Source organism: Vibrio sp. 10N.261.51.A4, assembly GCF_041471945.1.
Classification (GTDB): domain Bacteria; phylum Pseudomonadota; class Gammaproteobacteria; order Enterobacterales; family Vibrionaceae; genus Vibrio; species Vibrio crassostreae_C.
This window is the reverse complement of sequence record NZ_JBFRPJ010000078.1, coordinates 1-22109: the sequence shown is the minus strand read 5'-3', so window position 1 is coordinate 22109 and position 22109 is coordinate 1. Positions and strand designations below refer to the sequence as shown.

Sequence of the window (22109 nt, the reverse complement as noted above, 5' to 3'; positions counted from 1 at the left end):
GATTCTAGCGCTGGCTAGCGTCAATATTGGTTAAGCATTTTGCAATGAGGGTTAAATGAGTATTCCTGCACTAAAAGATTCCGTGAAAATTGTTGCTTCTGATTTAGATGGTACGCTTTTGGCTCCCAACCATCAGCTAAGCGACTTTACCAAGCTAACGCTTAAGAAATTACACGACCAAGGTTATACCTTCATCTTCGCTACGGGTCGTCACCACGTCGATGTGGCGGGTATTCGTCAGATAGCAGGTATTCCGGCGTACATGATCACTTCAAACGGTGCACGCGTGCATGACCAAAACGATCAACTGATGTATAGCCAGAACGTACCTCAGGAACTCGTTCAGCCAGTTATTGATATTGTGCGCCAAGATCCAAACCTCTTTATTCACATGTACCAGAATGAAGATTGGTTACTAGACCGTGAAGATGAAATGTTGGCTAAATTCCACAGTGAGTCTGGCTTTAGCTACAAGCGCTTTGAAGCTGAAAACGCACCAAGCGAAGGCATCGCGAAAGTCTTCTTCACACATCCAGAACAAGACCACGAATATCTCGTCACGTTTGAACAAAAGCTAAGAGATGCTTTTGGCGACAAACTGAACATCGCCTTCTCTACACCTTGGTGTCTGGAAGTGATGGCAGCTGAAGTCTCTAAAGGCCACGCTCTAGACGCTGTTGCAAAATCACTAAACCTGACTCTGGATAACTGTGTTGCCTTTGGTGATGGCATGAACGACGCTGAAATGCTGGCTATGGCGGGTAAAGGTCTAATCATGGGTACATCACATGAGAAAGTGATGAAAGCACTACCTGACAATGAAGTGATTGGCAGTAACGCAGACGATGCCGTTGCTCACTACCTAGAAAAGCATCTGCTCTAATCTCGCTCGTTGAACAGATCTGAATAAATAAAAAGGCAGCCAACTGGCTGCCTTTTTTGAACCTTACGTAAAAAGCTCTCTCTAACGCTATCGAGAACCTAACACTTCTTTGCTTAAGATTGCCTGCCACTCTTGTTCGGTAACCGGCATGATCGATAAGCGATTACCGCGTTTCACCAAGGGCATTTCGGAGAGTTCAGGCATGGCTTTAAGCGTAACCAAAGGAATCAAGCGCTCAGTCACTCGCACAAACTCGACATCCACCATGATCCAGCGTGGGTTATCGGGTGAAGACTTAGGATCGTAGTAATCACTCTCAGGGTCGAACTGAAAGTGGTCTGGGTAGGCTTCTCTGGTTACTTTAGCGATCCCCGCTACGCCAACTTTTTTACATGATGAGTGGTATATCATCACCAGATCGCCAAGCTTGACGTCATCACGCATCATGTTTCGAGCCTGATAGTTGCGTACACCCTCCCAACAAGAGGTTTTTTGTACTCTAAGAGTCTGAATAGAGAAGGTGTCGGGTTCTGTTTTAAATAACCAATATGCCATAATAAATCCAATTAACGGTTGCTCCGAGGAAGATATAACATGAAGGTAATGAAAAACCCAGTGACATGGCTAGTCGCGTTCGCTCTACAAGGCTGTGTTACGGCACCTGATACGCCGCAACAACCTGAACAGCCCCCAGCAACCTTGGATGAGCCACAGAGCATTCAACCGCAAACCTTCATCATGCGTGGTCAGGTGGTGGTTGGTCACGAAAGTCGAACCTTCACTCCTTGCGGTAGCCAACAACAATACTGGTTAGACTTATCTCCAGAGTTAGCGTTAGAAGCACAAGGGCTCTCAACGAGACCTTACCAAGCCTTATATGGCGAGCTGATTGGTCACCTAACCGTGCCGAGCCAAACGGGTTATAACGCAGATTTCACAGCGCGTTTCGTGGTTGACCAAGTGAACATCCTAACCGCAGAGAACCCAGATCGCTGCGTCCAACCGCTGCGCTCAACACGAGTATTTGGTAATGAACCCTTCTGGTCAGCAACCTTCGATAAAGACCAGCTGAAATACACCAAGATGGGCGAACAGCCACAGACCCTCGATATTGAATCAAGCCGCACCACACCAAGCAGCCGTGACTACCAATTAGAAGGTAAAGCTGCACAAGGCAAACTCAACCTTACGAAAGAGAGCTGTAGCGACGGCATGAGCGATTCTATCTATGGATGGCATGCCAAGCTTAACCTCAATGACAGTAACTACAATGGCTGTGCGACGGTCTCTAACCAAGATCCAACGCTGGACTGGAGCGGACTCTACTTCGCTAGCTCAACGCAAAACTCAGGGTTCTCTATCAACCTTGAACTCAACAATGACCACAGTGCTATCACGACTTATTCATACAGCAATGGAGACCCTTCTATTGTTGAACAAGGCTTCTGGCAGCAACTGAACCAAAATCAGATACAAGTGGTTATGACTCGCCACCAGCAACAATATTTGATCTCCGAGCGCATCTTCACACTCGATAATGGCAAGCTAATCGCTGAAAAAGAGAAAGTGGGCAACGTGGTGTATCCGATTGCCAATGGCGGTCTGGTGCTATTCGAAGCTAAGAGTGCGCAAGCACAAGTAAACACCACCACTAACGTTGATCTAACCGCAAAGCAGGTGAACTCCAGCGATCAACTTGATCCAAAAGTCGACCAAGCGATCCGCGAATACTTTAAGATCAACAACAGCTCACCTGACGACACTAAATACCGCTGGTTAACCTACGACCTCAACGGCGACGGTAAAGAAGAGCTGTTCGCCCAACTCGATTGGTGTGGTTCTGGTGGCTGTACACTGCTAATTTTCGAAAACCATCAAGATAACTGGCGCTTCAATAGCCGAGTGACACTGGTTAAGGGCGACATACGCTTAGGTAAATCGCAAAACCACGGCTGGCAGGATCTGATCTTCAATGTCAGTGGCGGCGGTGCAACACCGGCGAAACACACACTTTCATACTCTGGTGTCAGCTACCCGCTAAACCCAAGTGTCGCTCCAGTTGCAGATGATGCTGATATCAGCGACGTGGTTTTGTTTGCTGATGGTATCTCACCCGCACAAAGTGGAGTTAAGTTGTAAACATGAATAACCAACAAGCTTGCCATGGTTGTAGCTTCACTCACCAATGTATTTGTCACCTGATACCTAGTGTCGCAAGCCAAATCGATCTTGTACTGCTCACTCATGAGAATGAACTGTCACGCGATACCAATACAGGGAAGCTGCTTCAGCAATCCCTTGATCAGTGTCAGTCCATTGTATGGCAAAGGAAAACACCACCAGCGGAGCTCATCGCACTGCTTGACGATGAAACACGACAACCGTTTCTTTTATTCCCAAGTGATCAAAGTGTCGAGTGCCAGCAAGCTGTAATGACCCAAGCCCAGAGCCGTAAGCCGCTATTCATCATCTTGGATGGCACATGGCAAGAAGCGAAGAAGATGCTTAACAAGAGCTCGTGGTTACAAGCCGTTCCGCGAGTTCACCTCGATATTACCAGCGAATCTTCATACACCTTGCGCCGCAACCAAGACAGTGGCCACTTGTGTACTTGTGAAGTGGGTATTGAGTTACTCAAATCTTTAGGTGAAAGTGAATCTGCCAAGCTCATTGATGACTACTACCAGCATTATCTAAAAGTGTTCCACGCCGACAAGTGTGGCCACGCCCTCAAATAGACCAAGCAGGCGCGCGGGAAGGTAAAAACACATTTCGGGACGAGACAGACACTAAAAACAAAAAGGGTGAACCATAAGCTCACCCTTTTTACATCGTATTTTCGTTATTGAGCCAACCAGTGTTTCACGTGAAACGCTCGCTCCATCAAAACAAACGCTGAGGTTGACCAAAGTAATACCCTTGCAAGTAATCGACCCCCATGTCTTCAGCAATACGGCACACCTGCTCATTATGAACGAACTCCGCCACCGTCTTAGCATTCAGAATCTGGCATAAGCTCACCAACTGCTGAGCGATCTTGCGCTGCTTTTTATCTTTATCAATATTGCGAATCAAACTGCCATCAAGCTTGATCACCTGTGGTTCTAGCTTCAATATCTCATCAATGTTCGAATAGCCCGAACCAAAGTCATCAACAATAATATTCACACCAAGATCGCGGAAGTGATTACACACCTCAATCAAGCGACCGTAATCCTGAATTTGTTCCGTTTCTAACACCTCCAAGCCAATACGCTGTGGGTGACTGATTTTCTTGATCGCTTGTTCAAGGTGAAGAATGGTTTTCTCATTGCTGAAATCTTGTGGCGCTAAATTAATTGAGAACGAATCGGTTCGCTGACTCATAAAATCGAAGGTGCGCGTTATCATCTGACGACTGAGGCGTGTATAGAGATGGGTTCCTTCAATGATTGGCAAGAACTTACCCGGTGCAATTAACTGACCGTCCTCTTCAATTCGAACCAAACACTCGTAGCTCTCTACCTGATGACTGTGTGCTGAAACTATGGGCTGAGAGCACGCCACAATATTCTGATTAAGCACCGCGCGACTCACGCACGACAGCCAACCAAGTTGCTCTTGGCGATGCTGCTCCAATTGAATGAGTGCCTTGGCGCTCACTAGGTGCTTGTTCTGGCTAACAGCGCTGCGCCTCGCATCAATCGCCTTCAACAATAAGTCATCAATAGAGGTAGTCGGGAAATCTCGACGGCTGGCGATACCCGCACAGATAGACACCGACAAGTAATCAATATCGGGTAAACCGGTAGGCTCAAAATTCACATGCTCGGTTTGATCGGCAAATTCCGAGAATCGCTGATGAATATGTTCTTGGCTCGCCCAACTATCAAACACCACCGCCCACTCACCAATACCGATACTGTAGAGCTGACAGCCCTCATCAAAGAACTGCCACAGCGCCTTTTGAAAGTACTCACTCAAATCATGCAGAAGCTTGTCACCTACTCGATAACCATACTTCTCATTGATCTGACCAAAGGTCGTGACCTTCAAAGCTAGTAAGTGGCTATCACTGCTCATCTTCGACAGTTTCTCACGCAGCACACTTCGATTGGGTAAACCTGTACGGTGATCAATTCGATAGCTTGCCGTCAATGCAGTGGCTTGCTGCTGAATCTTACTCGCCATGCTGTTGTTCATGTCATCGACATCAAGCAGTGCATTTCGGATCAATGAAAACAGAGGGGATATGTTGGTCGCGGGTTGCGTCTCTAATGGCAATACCGCCTTACCCTCGCCTTCTCTAAGCGCAAGATAAGTGAGGCTATGGTGCAAGATTCGCTGTTGGCCATTCTCTTGATAAAGTTCTCCCATGCAGTAAACGCCATAGCTGTCGGCCAATTTTTGGAAAACCTCAACCTCTTGGTTGCCATCAATAAAGTCGATGCGAGATGTACAGTTATAAATGAAGAACTGTTCTGGCCTATGAGAGGCGATCTGCTGCACGCCCAGTCGTATCTGCTCTAAGGTCAGTGATGGATGGTCATAACAAAACCGGACCTCATCGCCCACTTGGAACAGGCCGCTGAATTCTATCTCTCCACTTTCCGTTACCTTGAGCGGTAAGTGAATGTTTTGCTCTTTCGGGTCACCGACCATCAAGGGAAAGTTATGCAGTTGCTCAAAAGGCACTTCGAGGCCATCAGCGAGGTAACGATTGTAGAGTTCGCGAACAGGCATCCCATCCAGTTCCAACAACCGGTTCTCTTGAGCACCTGTCACTCGAAAAGTTCGACCAATCGGATTCCATTCAGTGTAGTAACCCTTAGCGATGGAGAGCTCAACACTGTGCAGCGCCAACATCACATAGGCATTTTCATAGCAAATGCCGTCTAACATCACCCATCGCCCATTATCTGTGATGGTCGATGCACCGCCACAGATCGGTAATGAATACATCGACTGCTCAAACGCTGAAAATAGATCTCGGTTATTTATCTGCAAGCGGTCTGCGAAACAGATGATGCTTTGAGTATTATCATTGCACTCAAGCTGTTGCCACATAGCGTGGCTATCGAGCAATGGTTGTTCGCTATATTCGACAACACCACAAGAGTAAGACGTCGCGTCAAAGCGGGTAACAATCAGATAAAGACCTTGGTGCAGGATGACACCTTGACTAATGTAGTGGTTAGCACTGCAACCAATCAATTTGGCATTGGGAAAAGTCGATTGAATCACTTGGCAGGCAGCCAAAACAGAACCTTTCTCGAAAGACGAAAACACCTGAATCAGTAGGCTTTCATGTTGATGAAAATCTATCTTTTCCAATTCACGTTGGGTTTGCTCAATGTCTTGTATCAGGAGAGAAGTCGACTGCATATTCACATTAATCGTTACGTTAATGATTTATTATTGTGCTTATTATAGATAAGGCTTGCACGGAATACTTGCGATCGCGTTATGAATAATGTGACCTTAGTTAGACATCATTCATTCCGCCAAAAAGCAGTCATTAATGGCGGCGCAGTACTTTTATAGCCAGTCGTTACACAATGCGGGAAGCTTTAACTGCTAAAACAGTCGCTTAGGCTCACCGAAGTAGTAACCCTGCAGATAATCGACACCCATTTGCTCTGCTATCTCACAAACCTGTTGGTTATGGACAAATTCAGCGACCGTTTTGGCATTGAACACTTGGCACAAACGAATCAACTGAGAGGCTATGTTTCTTTGTTTTTGATCTTTGTCGATATTACGAATCAAGCTACCGTCGAGCTTAATGATCTGTGGCTCAAGCTTAATGATTTCCTCGATGTTGGAGTAACCAGAGCCAAAGTCATCAACAATGATTCTCGCCCCGAGAGCACGGAAGTGATCACACACCTCAATCATGCGACCATAATCTTTAATCTGCTCAGACTCGAGAACCTCTAGGCCAAGTCGAGTGGGATCGTTCATAGCACTGATGGCGGTCTCGAGCACCTCAAGCGTCTTGTCGCTCAACAAATCTTGCGGGGATAGGTTGATAGAAAATGGGCTTTGCTTATCCGCCATATAACCTATGGTGTTCTTAATCATGTGTCGGCTGAGGCGAGTGTAAAGGTGCGTGTCGGCAATGATAGGTAAGAACTTACCTGGTGGCACAATGGTACCGTCTGACTCCATGATTCTGACCAAACACTCTTGGCCAATCATTTCGTGCGTAACCGACTCCACAATCGGCTGGGAATAGGTGATGATGTTCTGATCTAGAATCGCACGACTTACACAACTCAACCAACCGAGTTGCTCTTTGCGGTCCTCTTCGCTCACCTGAATATCTTTGGCATTGGTGATGTGGGTATTGTTACGTACTCCATAGCGTCGAGCTTCGATCGCTTTCAATAAGATCTGGTCACCACTGTCGGTTAAGAAGTCACAACGACTAGCAAAGCCGCCACACAGAGAAACTGACAGGTAATCAATATCAGCCAAACCATATGGCTCAAAATTTATGTGTTCGATGTCATCGGCGAACTCAACGAAACCTTCTTTTATTTTCGTACTACCAACACTAGCATTGAAGATAATCGCCCACTCTCCAACACCAATACTGAATAGCTCTACCTTCACGCGAGGCTCTTTAACCACACGAAGCTGTAATCGCTCGATAAAGTGATTAGACAGATCGAGTAGCAGCTGATCCCCCACTTGATAACCATACTTCTCGTTAACCTGATGGAAGTTGGTTAGCTTTAAGGTCAGCAGATGTTCACTGAACAGAATCGTATTGAGGCGCTCTTTCAGTACGATACGGTTCGGCAAACCAGTACGCGAGTCAATGCGATAGCTTTCGGTTAAGCGACGCGCTTGTTGATGGAGTTTCTTTTCCATCTGAGTATTCATACTGTCGAGATCAGCGACTGCATTTCTGACTAGGTTAAGCAATGGCGACACGGTTGAGCCACACTGAAAGTCTTCGCAATGAAACTCTTTAATCTCGTCAGACTCGCGCATAGCGATATAAGTCAAGCTGTGGTGCAGTATCTCTTGGCGGTCTTCATTACGGTATAGCTCCCCCATGCAGTAGGCACCACATGTATTCACTATCCCTTCAAATGGCTTGAGATCAAGTTTACTGTCGATAAATTCAAGTCGAGATACGCAGTTATAAATGATCACCGATTCAGGCTGATGCATGGCTAGCATCTCGGCACCGTGGTGCACCTTTTCTGCAGTGAGCGATGGGTGGTTATAACAAAACTGCGCCTCTTCACCGACATGCCAAGGGCTATCAAACTCAATACTGCCATCATCATTAATACGTAGCGGCGTCGAGATACCCTTCTTTCTGCCAAGTTCTCGATAAAGTGGAAAGCTCATCAGTTGACTAAAAGGAAGGTCTTTGCCATCCGCAAGGTAATGTTTGAATACTTCAATAGCCGGCTTGTCGTTCAATGCGTATAAGCGATTTCCGATTGCGTGTGTGACTCGTAGCTTCATCCCAATCGGGTTCCACTCAGAGTACGCGTCCGACCAAACCTTCAATCTTGGGTTAGTCAGAGCCACAGCAACACAGGCGTGCTGGTAGGTTTGCTCGTTATACATAACCCAACGGCCAAATTCATTCTCATGGCACAGTCCACCAGCTATCGGCAAGGCGTAAGGCAAATTTTCAAAAGCGCTATAAATAGGATAATCACGCCCTTCAACCTGATCGCACAAGCTGATGACCGTTTTGGTTTCTTCTGTAAGGCGCAGCTGAAAAGCTAAGTCTTGGCTGTCTTGATTTGGATTGCCGGAAAAAGGCTGGACCGCAGAGGTTAGATGGGTTTCGTTGAACTCACTGATGATGACTAAGGTGCATGCACTTTCAAGGCAATTATCACAGATAACATGACGAGCACTCTGGCCAATTAGCGTCGCATTATTTAAACGATTGAGGGCAACACCCGCGATTTGACGAGCTAGATCTGAAGATTGAGCTGAGAAAATTTGAATAAGGTACTGTTTGCTGTCACACCATTCTCGCTGATCAAATTGAGCTCTAAATAACGCCTCAGTATTTGCGAGAAATGTAAATGTTTGCATGCCAACCCTTGTTCAAAATCGAGTGAAGTAACAACCCGCAACCACTGCTATGACTGAAATGAATCGATAAAAAGTAGTCGCCAATTATCCTAGCCTAATCAGGCTTTTATAGGCGACTAATGTAACAATTCAATAGCATAAATGCGACACAATAAGCTTACCAAGCCATTAAATTAGTCGCATAAGATCGCTAAGTTGGTCTATTTCAACATCAGGGAGCACACTCGCCTTAGGGGAGCGGTATAAATTGGAACCAGTGTCATTAAACCAGCACGCCTGGAAGCCATTTTGCTTGGCTCCATAGACATCCGTTTTAAGGTGATCACCAACATGAAGAATATTCTCAGCGTCGCAATCTAGGTGTTGCTGAGCTTTTTCAAACATATCTGGATAGGGTTTTGCTCTGCCATCAGGGCCGGCTTTAAGGATTAATTGAAAGTACTGCCCTAAGGCAATTTTGTGAGGGTCGACATTGCCATTGGTAATCGCAACCAGAGGAATACGTTGGCTAAGTTCAGACATCACTCGATGCGTTTCTTGAGGGACATCGACTTGATTACGCAACCACAAGGCATGCTCAATGCCTTCTCGAGCCGCTTGCTTTGCTTGCGGCAGGGAGTAACCCAATTGCAGCAAACCACTCTTAATCTGAGTTTCACGCCACACGGTGACATCATGTTTCAAAGCTGGGTTTTCAGATGCGACTTGCTGCTTAATGCCCTGCCACTCTTCAAGCGATAAAGAAGCCGACACTGGGTGCTTTTGATAAAGCCACTGTGCCATCTCTTTCTCAACCTTCATGATCACAGGCCAGTTGTCATACAGGGTGTCATCCAAGTCAAAGGTCATGGCTTTAATGGGCTTTAACCCTCGATAAATTCGCATAGTAAACCCTTAAATCTAATCTTTATTCTTCTTACGAGCTCTCGGGTGAGCCTGATCATAAGCCTGTGCTAAGTGTTGGAAATCTAAGTGGGTATACACTTGAGTCGTCGAGATGTTTTCATGGCCAAGCAACTCTTGAACAGCACGAAGATTCTGGCTCGATTCAAGCACATGCGTTGCAAAGGAGTGACGCAGTTTATGCGGGCTAATATGACTCGCGACAGATTGCTTCTTGCCCCACTCTTCCATGCGCTTTTGCACACTGCGGTGAGAGATACGAGTCCCAAGCTTAGAGACAAACAGCGCAGTTTCACCCGGTGAAGCCAATTCACCACGAACTTTGAGCCATTTATCGACCCACTCTTTAGCTAAACCAGAAAAAGGCGCTTTGCGTTCTTTGTCGCCTTTACCAATCACTCGAATTTCGCCTTGTCGACCTAACACATCTTTAAGATTGATGCCGACCAGTTCTGCCAGTCGTAATCCAGCACCATACATCACCTCCATCATCGCTCGATCACGAATCGACAATGGATCGTCCTCATTCACATCAAGCAGTTGACCCACTTCATCAACATCGAGGTTTTTAGGCAAAGGGCGTTGTTTGCGAGGTGCAGAGACACCTTTAGCTGGATTGGCGGTCATTTCGCCACGCAACACAAGGAAATCAAAGAAGCTGCGCAATGACGATAAGCGAGTCGCGATGCTGCTCGCTTTCATTCCCTCACGCATGCCTTTGCTGGCTAGTTGTCTGACCCACGCCGCATCGACTTGCCCCCAGTCTTTAAGTCCGAGCGTGACTAAATGACCGGCCATGGTTTCAAGTTGTTGTTTGTAATTACGTTGGGTGTGTAGGCTGAGCCCCTTCTCGCTTCTGAGATATTCATAGAAGCGAGAAAGTGGCTTTTGAAGGCTGTTAGGAAGAGGTATTTTGGGCTCTAGGCTCATTATTTATCTGCCAAGGTAAGGTGTCCGCCAAATGAGCGACAACAAGTGCTAAATGGCGTAAAAAGAGCGTATCCATATGGGGTTGGAAATGTCCGCCATCTTCACTAGAAAAGGCGAGCAAACCCAATGGAGACTGCTTAGCAATCGGTAGTACTACATAAGAGCCTAGCTCTGGAACTGGATAATCACCAAACAAATCGTGTCTGTCGGCTTTTCTCAAGCGCCCAAGATAAGCATCTTTGCCATTGAAATGGTTAAGCGAAAACTTAGAGTAACCCTCAGCACTCAACTGATAAAAGCCAGATTGCGAAAGAATTCGAACATGAGCCTTAAGCCCAAGATCTAACGCTTTTTGTTCAACGGCTTTTATCACCTGCATAAAGTCACTGCATTTCAGCACTTGCGCTTGCAGATCCATAAACTCATAGAAGGTTTTATCGTTATTTGCTGCCAACGACATCAAGCCAGTGATCTCTTCTTCAAGCTCTTCGATTCGATGACGCTGGCGTTTAAGCTGAACCTCAACCAGAGAAACAGCGCCCTGCTCAACGTTATTGATAGCAAGGCGATCAACCAAATCTTTTCGGTCTTGGAAAAAATCTGGGTTATCACGTAAATATTCCGCGACCACTTCTGCGGTGAGTGCGTCGGCTTCAACGTAAGACAAAACCTATCCTTTATTTTTATGAATCTATTTGTTTTGGGTCGTTATTAGCAAGAAAGTTGACCATCAAACACATGCGTTGCAGGGCCGGTCATAAACAGAGGTTTACCCGGGCCTTGCCAGCTAATGTGTAAGTCACCGCCTGGTAGACGAACCTTCACATTCTCAGCCAGTAAGCCTTGAGTGATACCCACTGCAACTGCGCCACACGCTCCGCTGCCACATGCCTGAGTTTCACCCGCACCGCGCTCGTAAACACGTAGACGAACTTCTTCACGGTTAACGACCTGCATAAAGCCAGCATTAACACGCTCAGGGAAACGTTCATGTGATTCAAGTAGTGGGCCTAAGGTGTCCACATCAGCCGTGTCGACGTCATCAACCACGGTAACCACATGTGGGTTACCCATGCTTACCGCACCACAGAATAAGGTGTGTACATCCGTTCTTAGGATATACGTCTTCTCTGGCTGCTTGGCCTTGAATGGAATCTTGCCGGGTTCGAACTCAGGAATGCCCATGTTCACCGTGATCAGGTCATTCTCTTCAATCTTGAGAACCATTTTACCTTTCTTGGTACTCACGTTGATGCTGTACTTATTCGTTAAGCCTTTCATGCGAACGAATCGTGCAAAACAACGTGCACCATTGCCACACTGCTCCACTTCACTGCCATCCGCATTGAATATGCGGTAATGGAAATCAGTTTCTGGATCATAGGGAGCCTCAACCACAAGTAGCTGATCAAAGCCCACACCAGTGTGACGATCCGCCAAACGACGGATCAAATCTGGAGAAAAGAAAATATTTTGAGTAATGCAGTCCACGACCATGAAATCATTGCCCAAACCATGCATTTTAGAAAAGTGGAAGTGCATAACGCTTAAAATTACTCCGGAAGAATGTTTTCAAGTTCCCACAGACTCGTAAGCTCTTCACGCTGACGAACCAAGTGAGTTTTATCGCCATCCACCAGCACTTCAGCCGCACGCGAACGAGTGTTGTAGTTAGATGACATCGCGAAGCCATAAGCACCCGCTGAACGAACTGCTAGCAGATCACCTTCTTCAAGAACAAGGTCACGATCTTTACCTAGGAAATCGCCTGTCTCACAGATTGGGCCAACCAAATCGTAAGTCACAGCTTCACCCTGACGAGGGCTAACAGGAACAATATCCTGCCAAGCTTGATAAAGTGCTGGGCGCATTAGATCGTTCATTGCTGCATCGATGATGGCAAAGTTCTTGTGCTCTGTTGGCTTGAGGAACTCGACTTTCGTTAATAATACACCAGCGTTAGCAGCAATCGCTCTTCCAGGCTCGAAAATCAGCTCTAGATCAGAATGATTGTCTAGGCGAGCCAATAAGGCTTTCGCGTAGTCAGAAGGCTGTGGTGGTAATTCATCACGATAAACCACACCCAAACCGCCACCGACATCAAGGTGTTTGATGTTGATACCGTTAGCACGTAGCTGGTCGATCAGCGCAAGCAGGCGATCGGTTGCATCGATGAAAGGTTCGATATCCGTTAACTGAGAACCAATGTGGCAATCAATACCATGGATAGACAAGTTATCGAGTGTTTTTGCAAACTCATAGACAGCAGGAGCACGGTCGAAAGCGATACCAAACTTGTTATCACGCAGACCAGTAGAGATATAAGGGTGAGTGTTCGCATCAACGTCTGGGTTGATACGCAGTGAAATCGGCGCTTTAACACCAAGCTCACCAGCTACTTTATTCAGTCGCTCTAGTTCTGGTTCAGACTCTACGTTGAAACACTTAATGTTCAACTCAAGCGCACGCTTCATTTCAGCGGCTGTTTTACCGACACCAGAGAATACAACTTTTGCTGGATCGCCACCGGCAGCAACCACACGCTCTAGCTCACCGCCAGAAACGATATCGAAGCCAGAGCCCAAACGAGCCAAAGTATTCAACACGCCAAGGTTTGAGTTAGCTTTAACGGCATAACACACCAAGTGCGGATGCTCACCAACCGATGAATCAAACGCATTCCAGTGGCGTTCTAATGTTGCACGAGAATATACATACAGCGGTGTACCATATTGCTCTGCTAGTTGTGAAAGTGCGACGTCCTCAGCCCAAAGCTGGCCATCTTCCTGATAGTTGAAGTAATCCAAAGTTCTTATCCCTTATAAATAACGATTTCTGCGTGTTTTCACTTATTGTGATTGTTCGGTTTGCTGAACTTCATCAGGATCGTACAAAGGACCCGTTTGACCACAACCAGAAAGTCCAATAACGGACATCATAAATAGAGCAGCAATTAATTTTTTCATTTTGCATATCGTGATTATTAACTCAATGCCCCCTATAATCGCACCACACTCAGGAAAAGCAATAGGATAGAAAGGATGAACGAGACTGAATTTCATCAGCTGGTCGATATACAGATGCAAAACATCGAAGAAGCTATCGATGAATCAGAGGCAGATATTGATTACGAAGTGACTGGTAACGTGATGACGCTGGAGTTTGAGAACCGCAGCCAAATCATCATTAACCGCCAAGAACCAATGAAAGAAATCTGGTTAGCGTCTAAATCTGGTGGCTTTCACTTCAAGCTAGTTGACGACAAGTGGACATGTTCAAAGACGGGCATGGAGCTGTTTGAGATGGTTAAAGAAGAATGCGTGAAGCACGCAGGTGAAGCGATCGATTGGGTCTAATCATTTGTAAGCAAAACTAAAAAGGAGTGAATCAATCACTCCTTTTTCAATATCAATCGGGCTTAGTAAGACTAGATGTTGACTATCTTTGAGCTCCGAGAAGCTAAAGTTGCATCGTTACGATAAGGCACAACGTAAGAATTGCCTTCTTCAGGATGAACGATTTGGTAGTACTGAGGTAGGTTAAAGTTAATCAACTTAGACGACATCTTCGACTCATCTTTTACCGATGTGTAGAAAGAATTCACGCTCGCGATCATCTCATCTTTTTCACCGCTGTACTGGTGGTAGACCTCAACTTGGTTCGACTCGTCCAATACATAAATATTGAAGCCTTTGTCGGTATCTTCGAAAAAGAACTGAATCAAGCCCTCACTCGCAAAACCATCCACCACTTCTGGTAGCTGATACTCTTGCTCTTTATCGAGCATCAGTAAAGGTGAGCCTTTGAGCTTATTGGTTGAGATGCTACGGTAGAAATCGACCGAGTTTTCCAACATCTGTACCGACACACCACGACGTTCGAAGAACAGACCAAACATCTTATTAGCTAAACGAATAGCCTTAAAGCGGCGGCGCTTCTCGGGTTCAATCGGTTTCAATCGTAAATCGATACACTCAGCAAGCAGTTGATACACCATGTTACGCATCACACCACGCAGGTTTTTGCTGTAACAGAACACATCAACCGATTCTGGCGGTAAAGCATCTTGGTGCATTTTGCCAAGCACCGTCTTAAGCGCATCCAGCATTGCCGTATCACCTTGGAAATGCAGCGTACGTACTTCATGCCAAGAGTTACGATAAACTAAGTCGACACTGCCGACTAAGCTCTTACCTTCCTCACCAAAGCTGAAGATATCGGCGTTCTTGAGGTCCACTTTTAATGCACGACCACTTAATTCAGACGTCGGGTCATTTTCAAAGTTGATGAACATCGCTAGCTGGCTTATCTCACACGGGCTCGCCAGTGCTTGCATACTTGGGCGACGCTTACGCAAAGAAAACGTATTACGCAGGTCGCTCACCATTTGATAGAACTTATCGATATCGATGTGAGCGTCACGTACCACAGAGTGCAAACGTGTCGACTCGGTAATCAAGCCATTAAAAAACGACCATGCTACCAACTTACTCAAGTACTCATGGTGCTCTAGAGAAGGCTGACCAAGAATGCGGTGTGCAACCAGTGGCTGCTTATACAAGTACCAACCTGCTTTATTCGACTGACCCTGACGAACTTCGATGAAGCTCAAGTCGGGTTCATGCAGATCCGGAGAGATTTGTGGGTTCAGCAGTGTCACTTTACCTGGCAATACCTCAAACGCAGCGTAAAGCTTACGTGCCAAGATGCTGATATCTTGTGGACTGATTGCCGAAGTGATGTCGTTACGACGCGCAAATTGAATCAGATTACGATAGCTCAGCATCAAGGCATCAAGCAGTGCATGGTGCACCACTTTAACCTGCTCAACCTTCCAGTTACGGCGGTTATCGAGCTCAGCAATGGTTTCATGTCCCCAATTCCAAGATTTAGTCATCTCGGTTAAGGCTTCACGACGCCACGCAACGGAGCCAATGCCCGCATCTCGTGACAACTTCTCGTGGGTCTTAAGATAAAAACAGCGCCTCACCAAGTCCAATCGAGTATGGTCGTTAATACGCTCTAGGTAGCGCGTTACCTTCTCAAGCATCAGATAGTAACTATCCATGCCATACAGATCCGGTTCATCCGCGAAGAAGCGACGCTTGGTATCAATACTCAGCAGTTGGGTGTTTGGGTATTCCCATGAATAGGCTTCTAACAGGATCGCCTTCAAAACCGATTTATACGGTGAGTCGATACTCTTATAGAGCTGCCACAGGTTTGAACCAAAGTACTCTTCAGCGGGAATGCGATTCAGCTTGCCGAAATCGATCCACTGCGAGCAATCAAGATAGCCATCCTGACACAAACCTTGAACATACTCGTCGTAACACTCTTCCATTTCTGGCGGAATGATTTGCCACAACAAACGCTGACCAGCCAAACGAACCGCAGAGCGATAAAACTCATCAAGCAATAATAAGTGCTGTGAAGAACCACAGTTATCGCCGGTCATCTCTTCTGAATGGTTCGAACGGAAACGCTCTTCATCCATCAAGAAGAAGTTCGCTTCTACTCCCAAGGTTTCAGCCCAATCGGTAATCAAGAGACACTTGTTGGTTAGGCTATCGCGAGAGGCGCCATCCATATCCGGGGAAACACACACCCAGATATCAAGATCACTTGAAGTGCTTTGACCAATAGAAGAAGTACTACCCATGGTGTACAAGCCAAGGATTGCTGGTTCATCCGTCTCGGTGAGTTTGCCACCCAGCGTTAATTCGGTATCAGAGACAAATTGCTTTTGGAATTCATTAAGCGTGAAGCTACGAATTCCAAAAGGAACTTGTTGGTCATAATAACCAGGCATCATCGGGTGATTGAAGTGAAGCAGTGCGGGAATAAGGTTGAATACTCGCTGGCCTTGCACATTCATCAACGCCAACGCACGATCAATGCGCTGCTGATTTAGATTGTCTAATCGTTGAATCAAAGTTTGAGTGTAAGCCTGCAAGGTAAGTCCTTGGTTTGAGGTTAAGTGCAGTTCTGTTTAGTTACTGAACGAAAGGAGCAACAAAACGTGATCAATTTAACACTTTTACCCTTAATGGTAAAGCAAAGGAACCCGTCATACTGGTCAATTCCTTGATGACAGAAAGTTAAACTCACGGCGCCGTAGTGTCCTCTTTATTGACTATTTCTAATAATAGCCCATGTTTCAAATGAGATACTAATCACACTATTTTGGTGAACTCATGAAAATCTCTCAGCTATCAAAGTATGGAATGATCAAACAGTAAGAATTCTCGCCTCATAATGGTAGGATTAGGCTATTACAGAACCTATATCGGAAACACCATGACAAATTCAGCACCAATCCGTATCGCGACCAGAAAAAGCCCTCTTGCCCTTTGGCAGGCATACTTTGTAAGGGATGCACTGCAAGCTGCTCACCCTGGTTTAGAGGTTGAGTTAGTAACTATGGTGACCAAAGGTGACATCATCCTAGACACTCCGCTTGCTAAAGTGGGTGGTAAAGGACTGTTCGTTAAAGAACTTGAAGTAGCCATGCTAGAAGGTCGTGCTGACCTAGCGGTTCACTCAATGAAAGATGTACCTGTCGACTTCCCTGAAGGTCTAGGTCTGGTAACAATTTGTGAGCGCGAAGATCCGCGTGACGCTTTCGTATCAAACACTTACAACAACATCGACGAACTCCCACAAGGTGCTGTCGTGGGTACGTGCAGTCTGCGTCGCCAATGCCAACTGTTAGAATACCGCCCAGATCTGATCATCAAAGAGCTGCGCGGCAACGTTGGTACTCGTCTAGGTAAACTCGATGATGGTCAATACGATGCGATCGTACTGGCTGCTGCAGGTCTTAAACGTCTAGAGCTAGAAGAGCGTATTCGTAGCTTCATCGAACCAGAGCAGTCTCTCCCTGCTGTTGGCCAAGGCGCTGTTGGTATTGAGTGTCGCCTTGATGACGAGCGTCTGATTAAACTCCTTGAACCACTGAATCATAAAGACACGGCTGATCGTGTACTGTGCGAACGTGCAATGAACCTTACCCTAGAAGGTGGCTGTCAGGTTCCTATCGGCAGCTACTCATTATTAGATGGCGAAAACATCTGGCTACGTGCATTAGTTGGTGAACCGGACGGTTCTAAGATGGTTCGTGGTGAGATCTCTGGCCCTCGCAAAGATGCAGAAGCACTTGGCGTGACTCTGGCAAATCAATTGCTGGATGATGGCGCGAGAGAAATCTTAACCAAGCTCTACGTTGACCAAGAATAATCATGACAGTGTTGGTGACTCGTCCCGGTTCAGAGGGACAATCGCTTTGCCAACAACTAGCGGATGAAGGGGTTCAAGCAATCCATCATCCGCTGATTCGTATCGTGGATAATCCCAACTCTGCGGATTTAAGCACCCAGCTTAATAACAGCGATATCATTATTGCAGTCAGTCACCACGCCGTGGCGGCTGCCCAAAGCATCCTTTCAAAAACCTCATCCATTTGGCCTACTTCGCCGCTTTATCTTGGCGTTGGTCAAAAAACTGCGCACGTTTTAAGCAAAGTCTGTAAACAAAAAGTAAACTATCCTCAAGTTAGTGATAGTGAACATCTTCTTAAACTTACTGAACTTAATGGCGTAGAAAATAAGTCCATTTTGATACTACGTGGCAATGGTGGGCGTGAGCTCATTAGGGATTCTCTACTCAATCGAGGTGCACAAGTCTCTTATTGTGAGACCTACCGTAGAGAATATATTCCTATTAGCGACCACAATACCTATCAAACATGGATAAACAAAAAAACGTCCAAAGTTGTCATCACTAGTCAGGAACAATTGGAGTATCTCTGCTCAATTACCCCTGATGAGTATTTGGCTTGGCTTTCAACAAGACATCTATTTGTCCCAAGCCAGCGCATTGTAGAACGAGCACAACAACTCGGCTTCTCGAATGTGACCAATACTCACAGTGCTACGAACCAAATATTACTGGCTGCTCTCCGGCCCTAGCTAGAAACAGGAAATAAGCATGACAAGCAAAAAAAATAATGAGCATATTGAACCTGAAAAGAAACAAGATACTCAGCCAGTAGTTGTTGAAAACGAAAAAGCTGACTCTACAGAGACAAAACAACCTGAACAGAAGCTTGATGCCTCTGCTTCAAATACCGCTAAAAATGAGCAGCCTCAAGCTGAGCATAAAGAGCAAATAGAGAAAGCAGAAAAGCAAGGTAAGCGCGGTGTCAAACTAGGCGCTATTGCGATCGCTATTTCAATTATCTTCAGTGGCGGTATCGCATTTCAAATGCAGCAAAAGAGCGCTGAATACTCGGCTCAAATAGCCGCTCTTCAAGCACAACTTCAAAATACCCAATCTGCGGTAAATAAAGACCTACAAACAATCAAGCAAGAGACTATCCAAGAAGCCTCACACGCGGTGGAGAAAACTCAGGTCGTGCAATCTCAACAGCAGAAGAGCATTCAAAGCCTGCAGTTAGCAGTGGCTGACGTGAAAGGTCGCCGCCCGAATGACTGGTTACTTGCCGAAGCCGATTACCTTGTGAAACTAGCAGGACGTAAACTGTTCCTCGAGCATGATGCCGTTAGCGCAACCAAGTTAATGGAAAGCGCCGATCAACGTATCGCAGCACTGAATGACCCGAGCTTAGTGTCACTGCGTCAATCAATGACCAATGACATTACCAAGCTTCGCACTATTCCTCTGATCGACCGTGACGGCTTAGTTCTGCGTATCACAAGCTTGCAACAGCAAGTCGATACACTGCCGCTTGCCAATGCGATTCTTCCGGAAGCTGCGGTTGTTGAGAAAAAAGCCGTATCGCAAGATATTAATGATTGGCAGAACAACCTGATGACGTCGATGAAAGACTTCTCAGAAAACTTCATTACCTTCCGTAGTCGTGATGGCGAAGTTATCCCTCTACTCTCTCCTGAACAACACTTCTACCTGCGTGAAAACATCAAAGGTAAATTAGAAACCGCGATTCGCGCCGTCTACAAAGAACAAGGTGAACTCTATAGCGCAGCTCTTAATACCGCTAGCGAGTGGTCGAAAGCGTATCTAAACCAAGATAACAACTCAGTGATTGAATTTGAGAAAGCGATTAAACAGCTAAGTGAACAGAACATCTCTGTGAAATACCCTGTAAAGCTTGAATCTCAAAATGAGTTGTCAGATGTGATACGTGAGCGCCTACGTCGTGAAGTCACCGTTATGACCACGGAGGAAAAATAATGATTCGTTGGATTTTTCTTTTTCTCGTTCTAGGTGCTGGGTTAATTGTTGGTACTCAGTTCTCTGGTCAACAAGGCTACGTTCTGATCTCAATTGCGAATAAGACTATTGAGATGAGCGTGACAACACTGGTTATCTTTGTCATTGCTCTTCTAGCGGCTCTATTCGGCTTAGAGTACCTATTTAAAAAGCTTATGTACGCAAGCTCGACAACTTGGAACTGGTTCAGTGTTCGTAAGCTGAAACGTTCTCGTCGTTATACCAATGAAGGCATTATCAAGCTACTTGAAGGTGACTGGAAAGGCGCTGAGAAGAAAGTAACTCGTTGGGCTAACCATCACGACATGCCTCTACTTTGTTATTTAGTCGCTTCTCAAGCGGCACACGAACAAGGTAATACAAGTGAGCGAGATAAGTACATCGAGCTTGCTAGCCAACAGGACGACTCTCTACTAGCGGTTGAGCTAACTAAAGCTAAACAGCAAATCAGCGAGTCAAACTACGAAGCTGCATTCGATACACTTTCGACCCTAAAAGGCACATACCCTAATAACACTGCTGTACTTGGCCTGTTAAAAGCCACTTACTTGCAACTGAAGTTATGGCAGCCATTGCTAGAGTTAACGCCTAAGTTAGTTAAGAACAAACTTCTAACAGCTGATGAGCAACGTGAATTAGAACAGAAAGCACAATGTGGGCTACTTCATGATGTGGCACAACAGCAAGGTAGCGAAGGTTTAATCAGCCATTGGAACAAGCTTTCAAGAAAACAGAAACAAAGTTCGCACCTTGTATCCTGCTTTGTGAAGCAACTTATCGCTCGCAAAGCTGACTCAGAAGCCTTCACTGTGATCAAAGAGAACATTGCAAAGAGTGGGTCAAATGAACTCTACATGTTGCTTCCAGAGCTGAACTTATCCGATCACCACCCAGTAGTGGTCATGCTAGAACGTGCAATTAGTAAAGACAGTGGTAATGCCGAAGCACACAGCGCGCTGGCTCAGTTCTACTTAAGAGAGCAGAAGTGGGCGGAAGCACAAAGCCACTTCGAAAAAGCCCTAGCACTTCGTTCAAATGTTTCAGATTACGGATACCTATCTGACGCACTAGAGAAGCAAAACTTAACGAAAGCAGCTCACGAGGTTTCTCGTAAAGCGCTCGCTCTAGTTCAACCAGCTTAATTTAAAGTGTCTCAAACTAAGCCGATGCCTAGCATCGGCTTTTTTGTATCTAGTGTTTACCTTAGATAACTTCCTCAGTACTAATAAGCAAACACTAAAGATGGTAGTAAAAGTCTTCCATCCAAACCCCTTCTCCACACCCAGCTTATTGCTGACCGAAGCACCGTCCATTTTTAATATGGTCCACCTAGCTCGGAACAATCCATAAGTCACACATCTTGATCATGGGTTTTCAAATACTATTAATGCTTTATAAGTACTGATTTTAAGTCATGAGGTTAAATCTTCATGAAATCCCCCGCAAGGTTTCTTAAAAAACACTGAGGGATACTTTAGATCTATCCGTATGCAGTTTTAGCCAATTATAAAGCAAGCTGTTTAGAATCCATTTGAGCTGACTGACAACCTTTATATAAATTCTTAAAGGAATAACGATCAGATAACTTGATTGGATTTGTACCGAAAGAAAGAAAAGGCATTTCGCAGTAGTTGTCATTTGATAGAGATTAGCTCTAGATTACAGTGGGCTTAGCAACTGGAATCATTAGATGAAAATTACATTTCAGTAATGTACCTCAAAGCGTTGGAGATCGTAAATCCGACCTACCTCCGCAACCAACTTATTGGTTTAAGATTGAAGAAGTGAATGTATAGCAGCGGAGTTTCAGACTCTAGACGAAATCAATTCTGAGACACAGCAAAACTCCGAAGTTTAAAGCGCGGCTTAATCATCACTCAACAGAAGTAATTAAGAAGCCACAGTTATTTAGAAAACCCCTGCTAACTTATTGATTAAAAATAATTTGTCATGTTAGAGCCCATAAGCGTGAAGCCCTGCTATTGCTAACACAACTTTCTAATCAATCGTCGATTCAACGATTACTAGCCAAAACAACCTTTTACGGAAGTCAAAACCAAGAGTTATACCAATTAAAGTAAAA

Annotated in this window: 18 protein-coding genes; 8 read left to right on the top strand and 10 right to left on the bottom strand. The window is 45.6% G+C overall.

Annotation, left to right across the window (positions count from 1 at the left end):
* Positions 1-55: 55 nt before the first annotated feature.
* Complete coding sequence (locus tag AB4384_RS16970) at positions 56-883, top strand: Cof-type HAD-IIB family hydrolase (RefSeq protein ID WP_017061022.1); 828 nt, start codon at positions 56-58, stop codon at positions 881-883.
* 87 nt (positions 884-970) lie between these two features.
* Here the strand turns inward: AB4384_RS16970 and AB4384_RS16965 are convergent, their stop codons facing one another.
* Positions 971-1438 carry an EVE domain-containing protein gene (locus AB4384_RS16965; protein ID WP_017061021.1) on the bottom strand — a complete coding sequence of 156 codons (468 nt, stop codon included), beginning with the start codon at positions 1436-1438 and terminating at the stop codon, positions 971-973.
* A gap of 39 nt (positions 1439-1477) precedes the next feature.
* On the opposite strand from AB4384_RS16965, the gene AB4384_RS16960 reads away from it, so the two are divergent.
* Both AB4384_RS16960 and AB4384_RS16955 read left to right on the top strand, forming a co-directional pair.
* Complete coding sequence (locus tag AB4384_RS16960) at positions 1478-3022, top strand: COG3650 family protein (RefSeq protein ID WP_372129861.1); 1545 nt, start codon at positions 1478-1480, stop codon at positions 3020-3022.
* Between the two features lie 2 nt (positions 3023-3024).
* Positions 3025-3621, top strand: a complete 597-nt coding sequence (locus tag AB4384_RS16955; protein ID WP_372129860.1) for a tRNA-uridine aminocarboxypropyltransferase — start codon at positions 3025-3027, stop codon at positions 3619-3621.
* A gap of 145 nt (positions 3622-3766) precedes the next feature.
* Here AB4384_RS16955 and AB4384_RS16950 read toward each other — a convergent pair whose 3' ends face one another.
* From AB4384_RS16950 to lptM, 8 genes are all read right to left on the bottom strand, one after another.
* The gene (locus AB4384_RS16950) at positions 3767-6247 is read right to left on the bottom strand and encodes an EAL domain-containing protein (protein WP_372129859.1); all 2481 of its coding nucleotides are present in this window, start codon (positions 6245-6247) and stop codon (positions 3767-3769) included.
* A 192-nt stretch (positions 6248-6439) separates the two neighbouring features.
* Positions 6440-8938: an EAL domain-containing protein gene (locus AB4384_RS16945; RefSeq protein ID WP_372106808.1), complete on the bottom strand. Its 2499-nt coding sequence runs from the start codon at positions 8936-8938 to the stop codon at positions 6440-6442.
* A gap of 168 nt (positions 8939-9106) precedes the next feature.
* Positions 9107-9823 carry a 5-amino-6-(5-phospho-D-ribitylamino)uracil phosphatase YigB gene (gene yigB / locus AB4384_RS16940; protein WP_102394388.1) on the bottom strand — a complete coding sequence of 239 codons (717 nt, stop codon included), beginning with the start codon at positions 9821-9823 and terminating at the stop codon, positions 9107-9109.
* Between the two features lie 15 nt (positions 9824-9838).
* Entirely contained in the window at positions 9839-10771 is a 933-nt protein-coding gene (gene xerC, locus AB4384_RS16935; RefSeq protein WP_017061015.1) for a tyrosine recombinase XerC, read from the bottom strand.
* Complete coding sequence (locus AB4384_RS16930; RefSeq protein WP_372129858.1) at positions 10740-11438, bottom strand: DUF484 family protein; 699 nt, start codon at positions 11436-11438, stop codon at positions 10740-10742. Before AB4384_RS16930 ends, xerC begins: the two co-directional genes overlap by 32 nt.
* 44 nt (positions 11439-11482) lie before the next feature.
* Entirely contained in the window at positions 11483-12313 is an 831-nt protein-coding gene (gene dapF / locus AB4384_RS16925; protein ID WP_017061013.1) for a diaminopimelate epimerase, read from the bottom strand.
* 11 nt (positions 12314-12324) lie between these two features.
* Entirely contained in the window at positions 12325-13578 is a 1254-nt protein-coding gene (lysA, locus tag AB4384_RS16920) for a diaminopimelate decarboxylase (RefSeq protein WP_372129857.1), read from the bottom strand.
* A 42-nt stretch (positions 13579-13620) separates the two neighbouring features.
* Complete coding sequence (lptM, locus tag AB4384_RS23715) at positions 13621-13737, bottom strand: LPS translocon maturation chaperone LptM (RefSeq protein ID WP_017063757.1); 117 nt, start codon at positions 13735-13737, stop codon at positions 13621-13623.
* Positions 13738-13812: 75 nt separating this feature from the next.
* Here lptM and cyaY point away from each other — a divergent pair, with 75 nt between their 5' ends.
* Complete coding sequence (gene cyaY / locus AB4384_RS16910; protein WP_017061010.1) at positions 13813-14127, top strand: iron donor protein CyaY; 315 nt, start codon at positions 13813-13815, stop codon at positions 14125-14127.
* Positions 14128-14198: 71 nt separating this feature from the next.
* On the opposite strand, the gene AB4384_RS16905 is transcribed toward cyaY, so the two are convergent.
* On the bottom strand, positions 14199-16727 hold the full coding sequence (locus AB4384_RS16905) for a class I adenylate cyclase (protein ID WP_017066755.1): 2529 nt from the start codon (positions 16725-16727) through the stop codon (positions 14199-14201).
* A 344-nt stretch (positions 16728-17071) separates the two neighbouring features.
* On the opposite strand from AB4384_RS16905, the gene hemC reads away from it, so the two are divergent.
* Genes hemC through AB4384_RS16885 form a run of 4 tightly spaced genes read left to right on the top strand, consistent with a single transcriptional unit; the run spans position 17072 to position 21168 of the window.
* The gene (hemC, locus tag AB4384_RS16900) at positions 17072-18010 is read left to right on the top strand and encodes a hydroxymethylbilane synthase (RefSeq protein ID WP_017061008.1); all 939 of its coding nucleotides are present in this window, start codon (positions 17072-17074) and stop codon (positions 18008-18010) included.
* Positions 18011-18012: 2 nt separating this feature from the next.
* Positions 18013-18741, top strand: coding sequence for a uroporphyrinogen-III synthase (locus AB4384_RS16895; protein ID WP_017061007.1), 729 nt, complete (start codon positions 18013-18015; stop codon positions 18739-18741).
* Positions 18742-18760: 19 nt separating this feature from the next.
* Complete coding sequence (locus tag AB4384_RS16890) at positions 18761-19987, top strand: uroporphyrinogen-III C-methyltransferase (RefSeq protein WP_017061006.1); 1227 nt, start codon at positions 18761-18763, stop codon at positions 19985-19987.
* Positions 19987-21168, top strand: coding sequence for a heme biosynthesis protein HemY (locus AB4384_RS16885; protein WP_017061005.1), 1182 nt, complete (start codon positions 19987-19989; stop codon positions 21166-21168). Before AB4384_RS16890 ends, AB4384_RS16885 begins: the two co-directional genes overlap by 1 nt.
* The last annotated feature ends 941 nt before the right edge of the window (positions 21169-22109 follow it).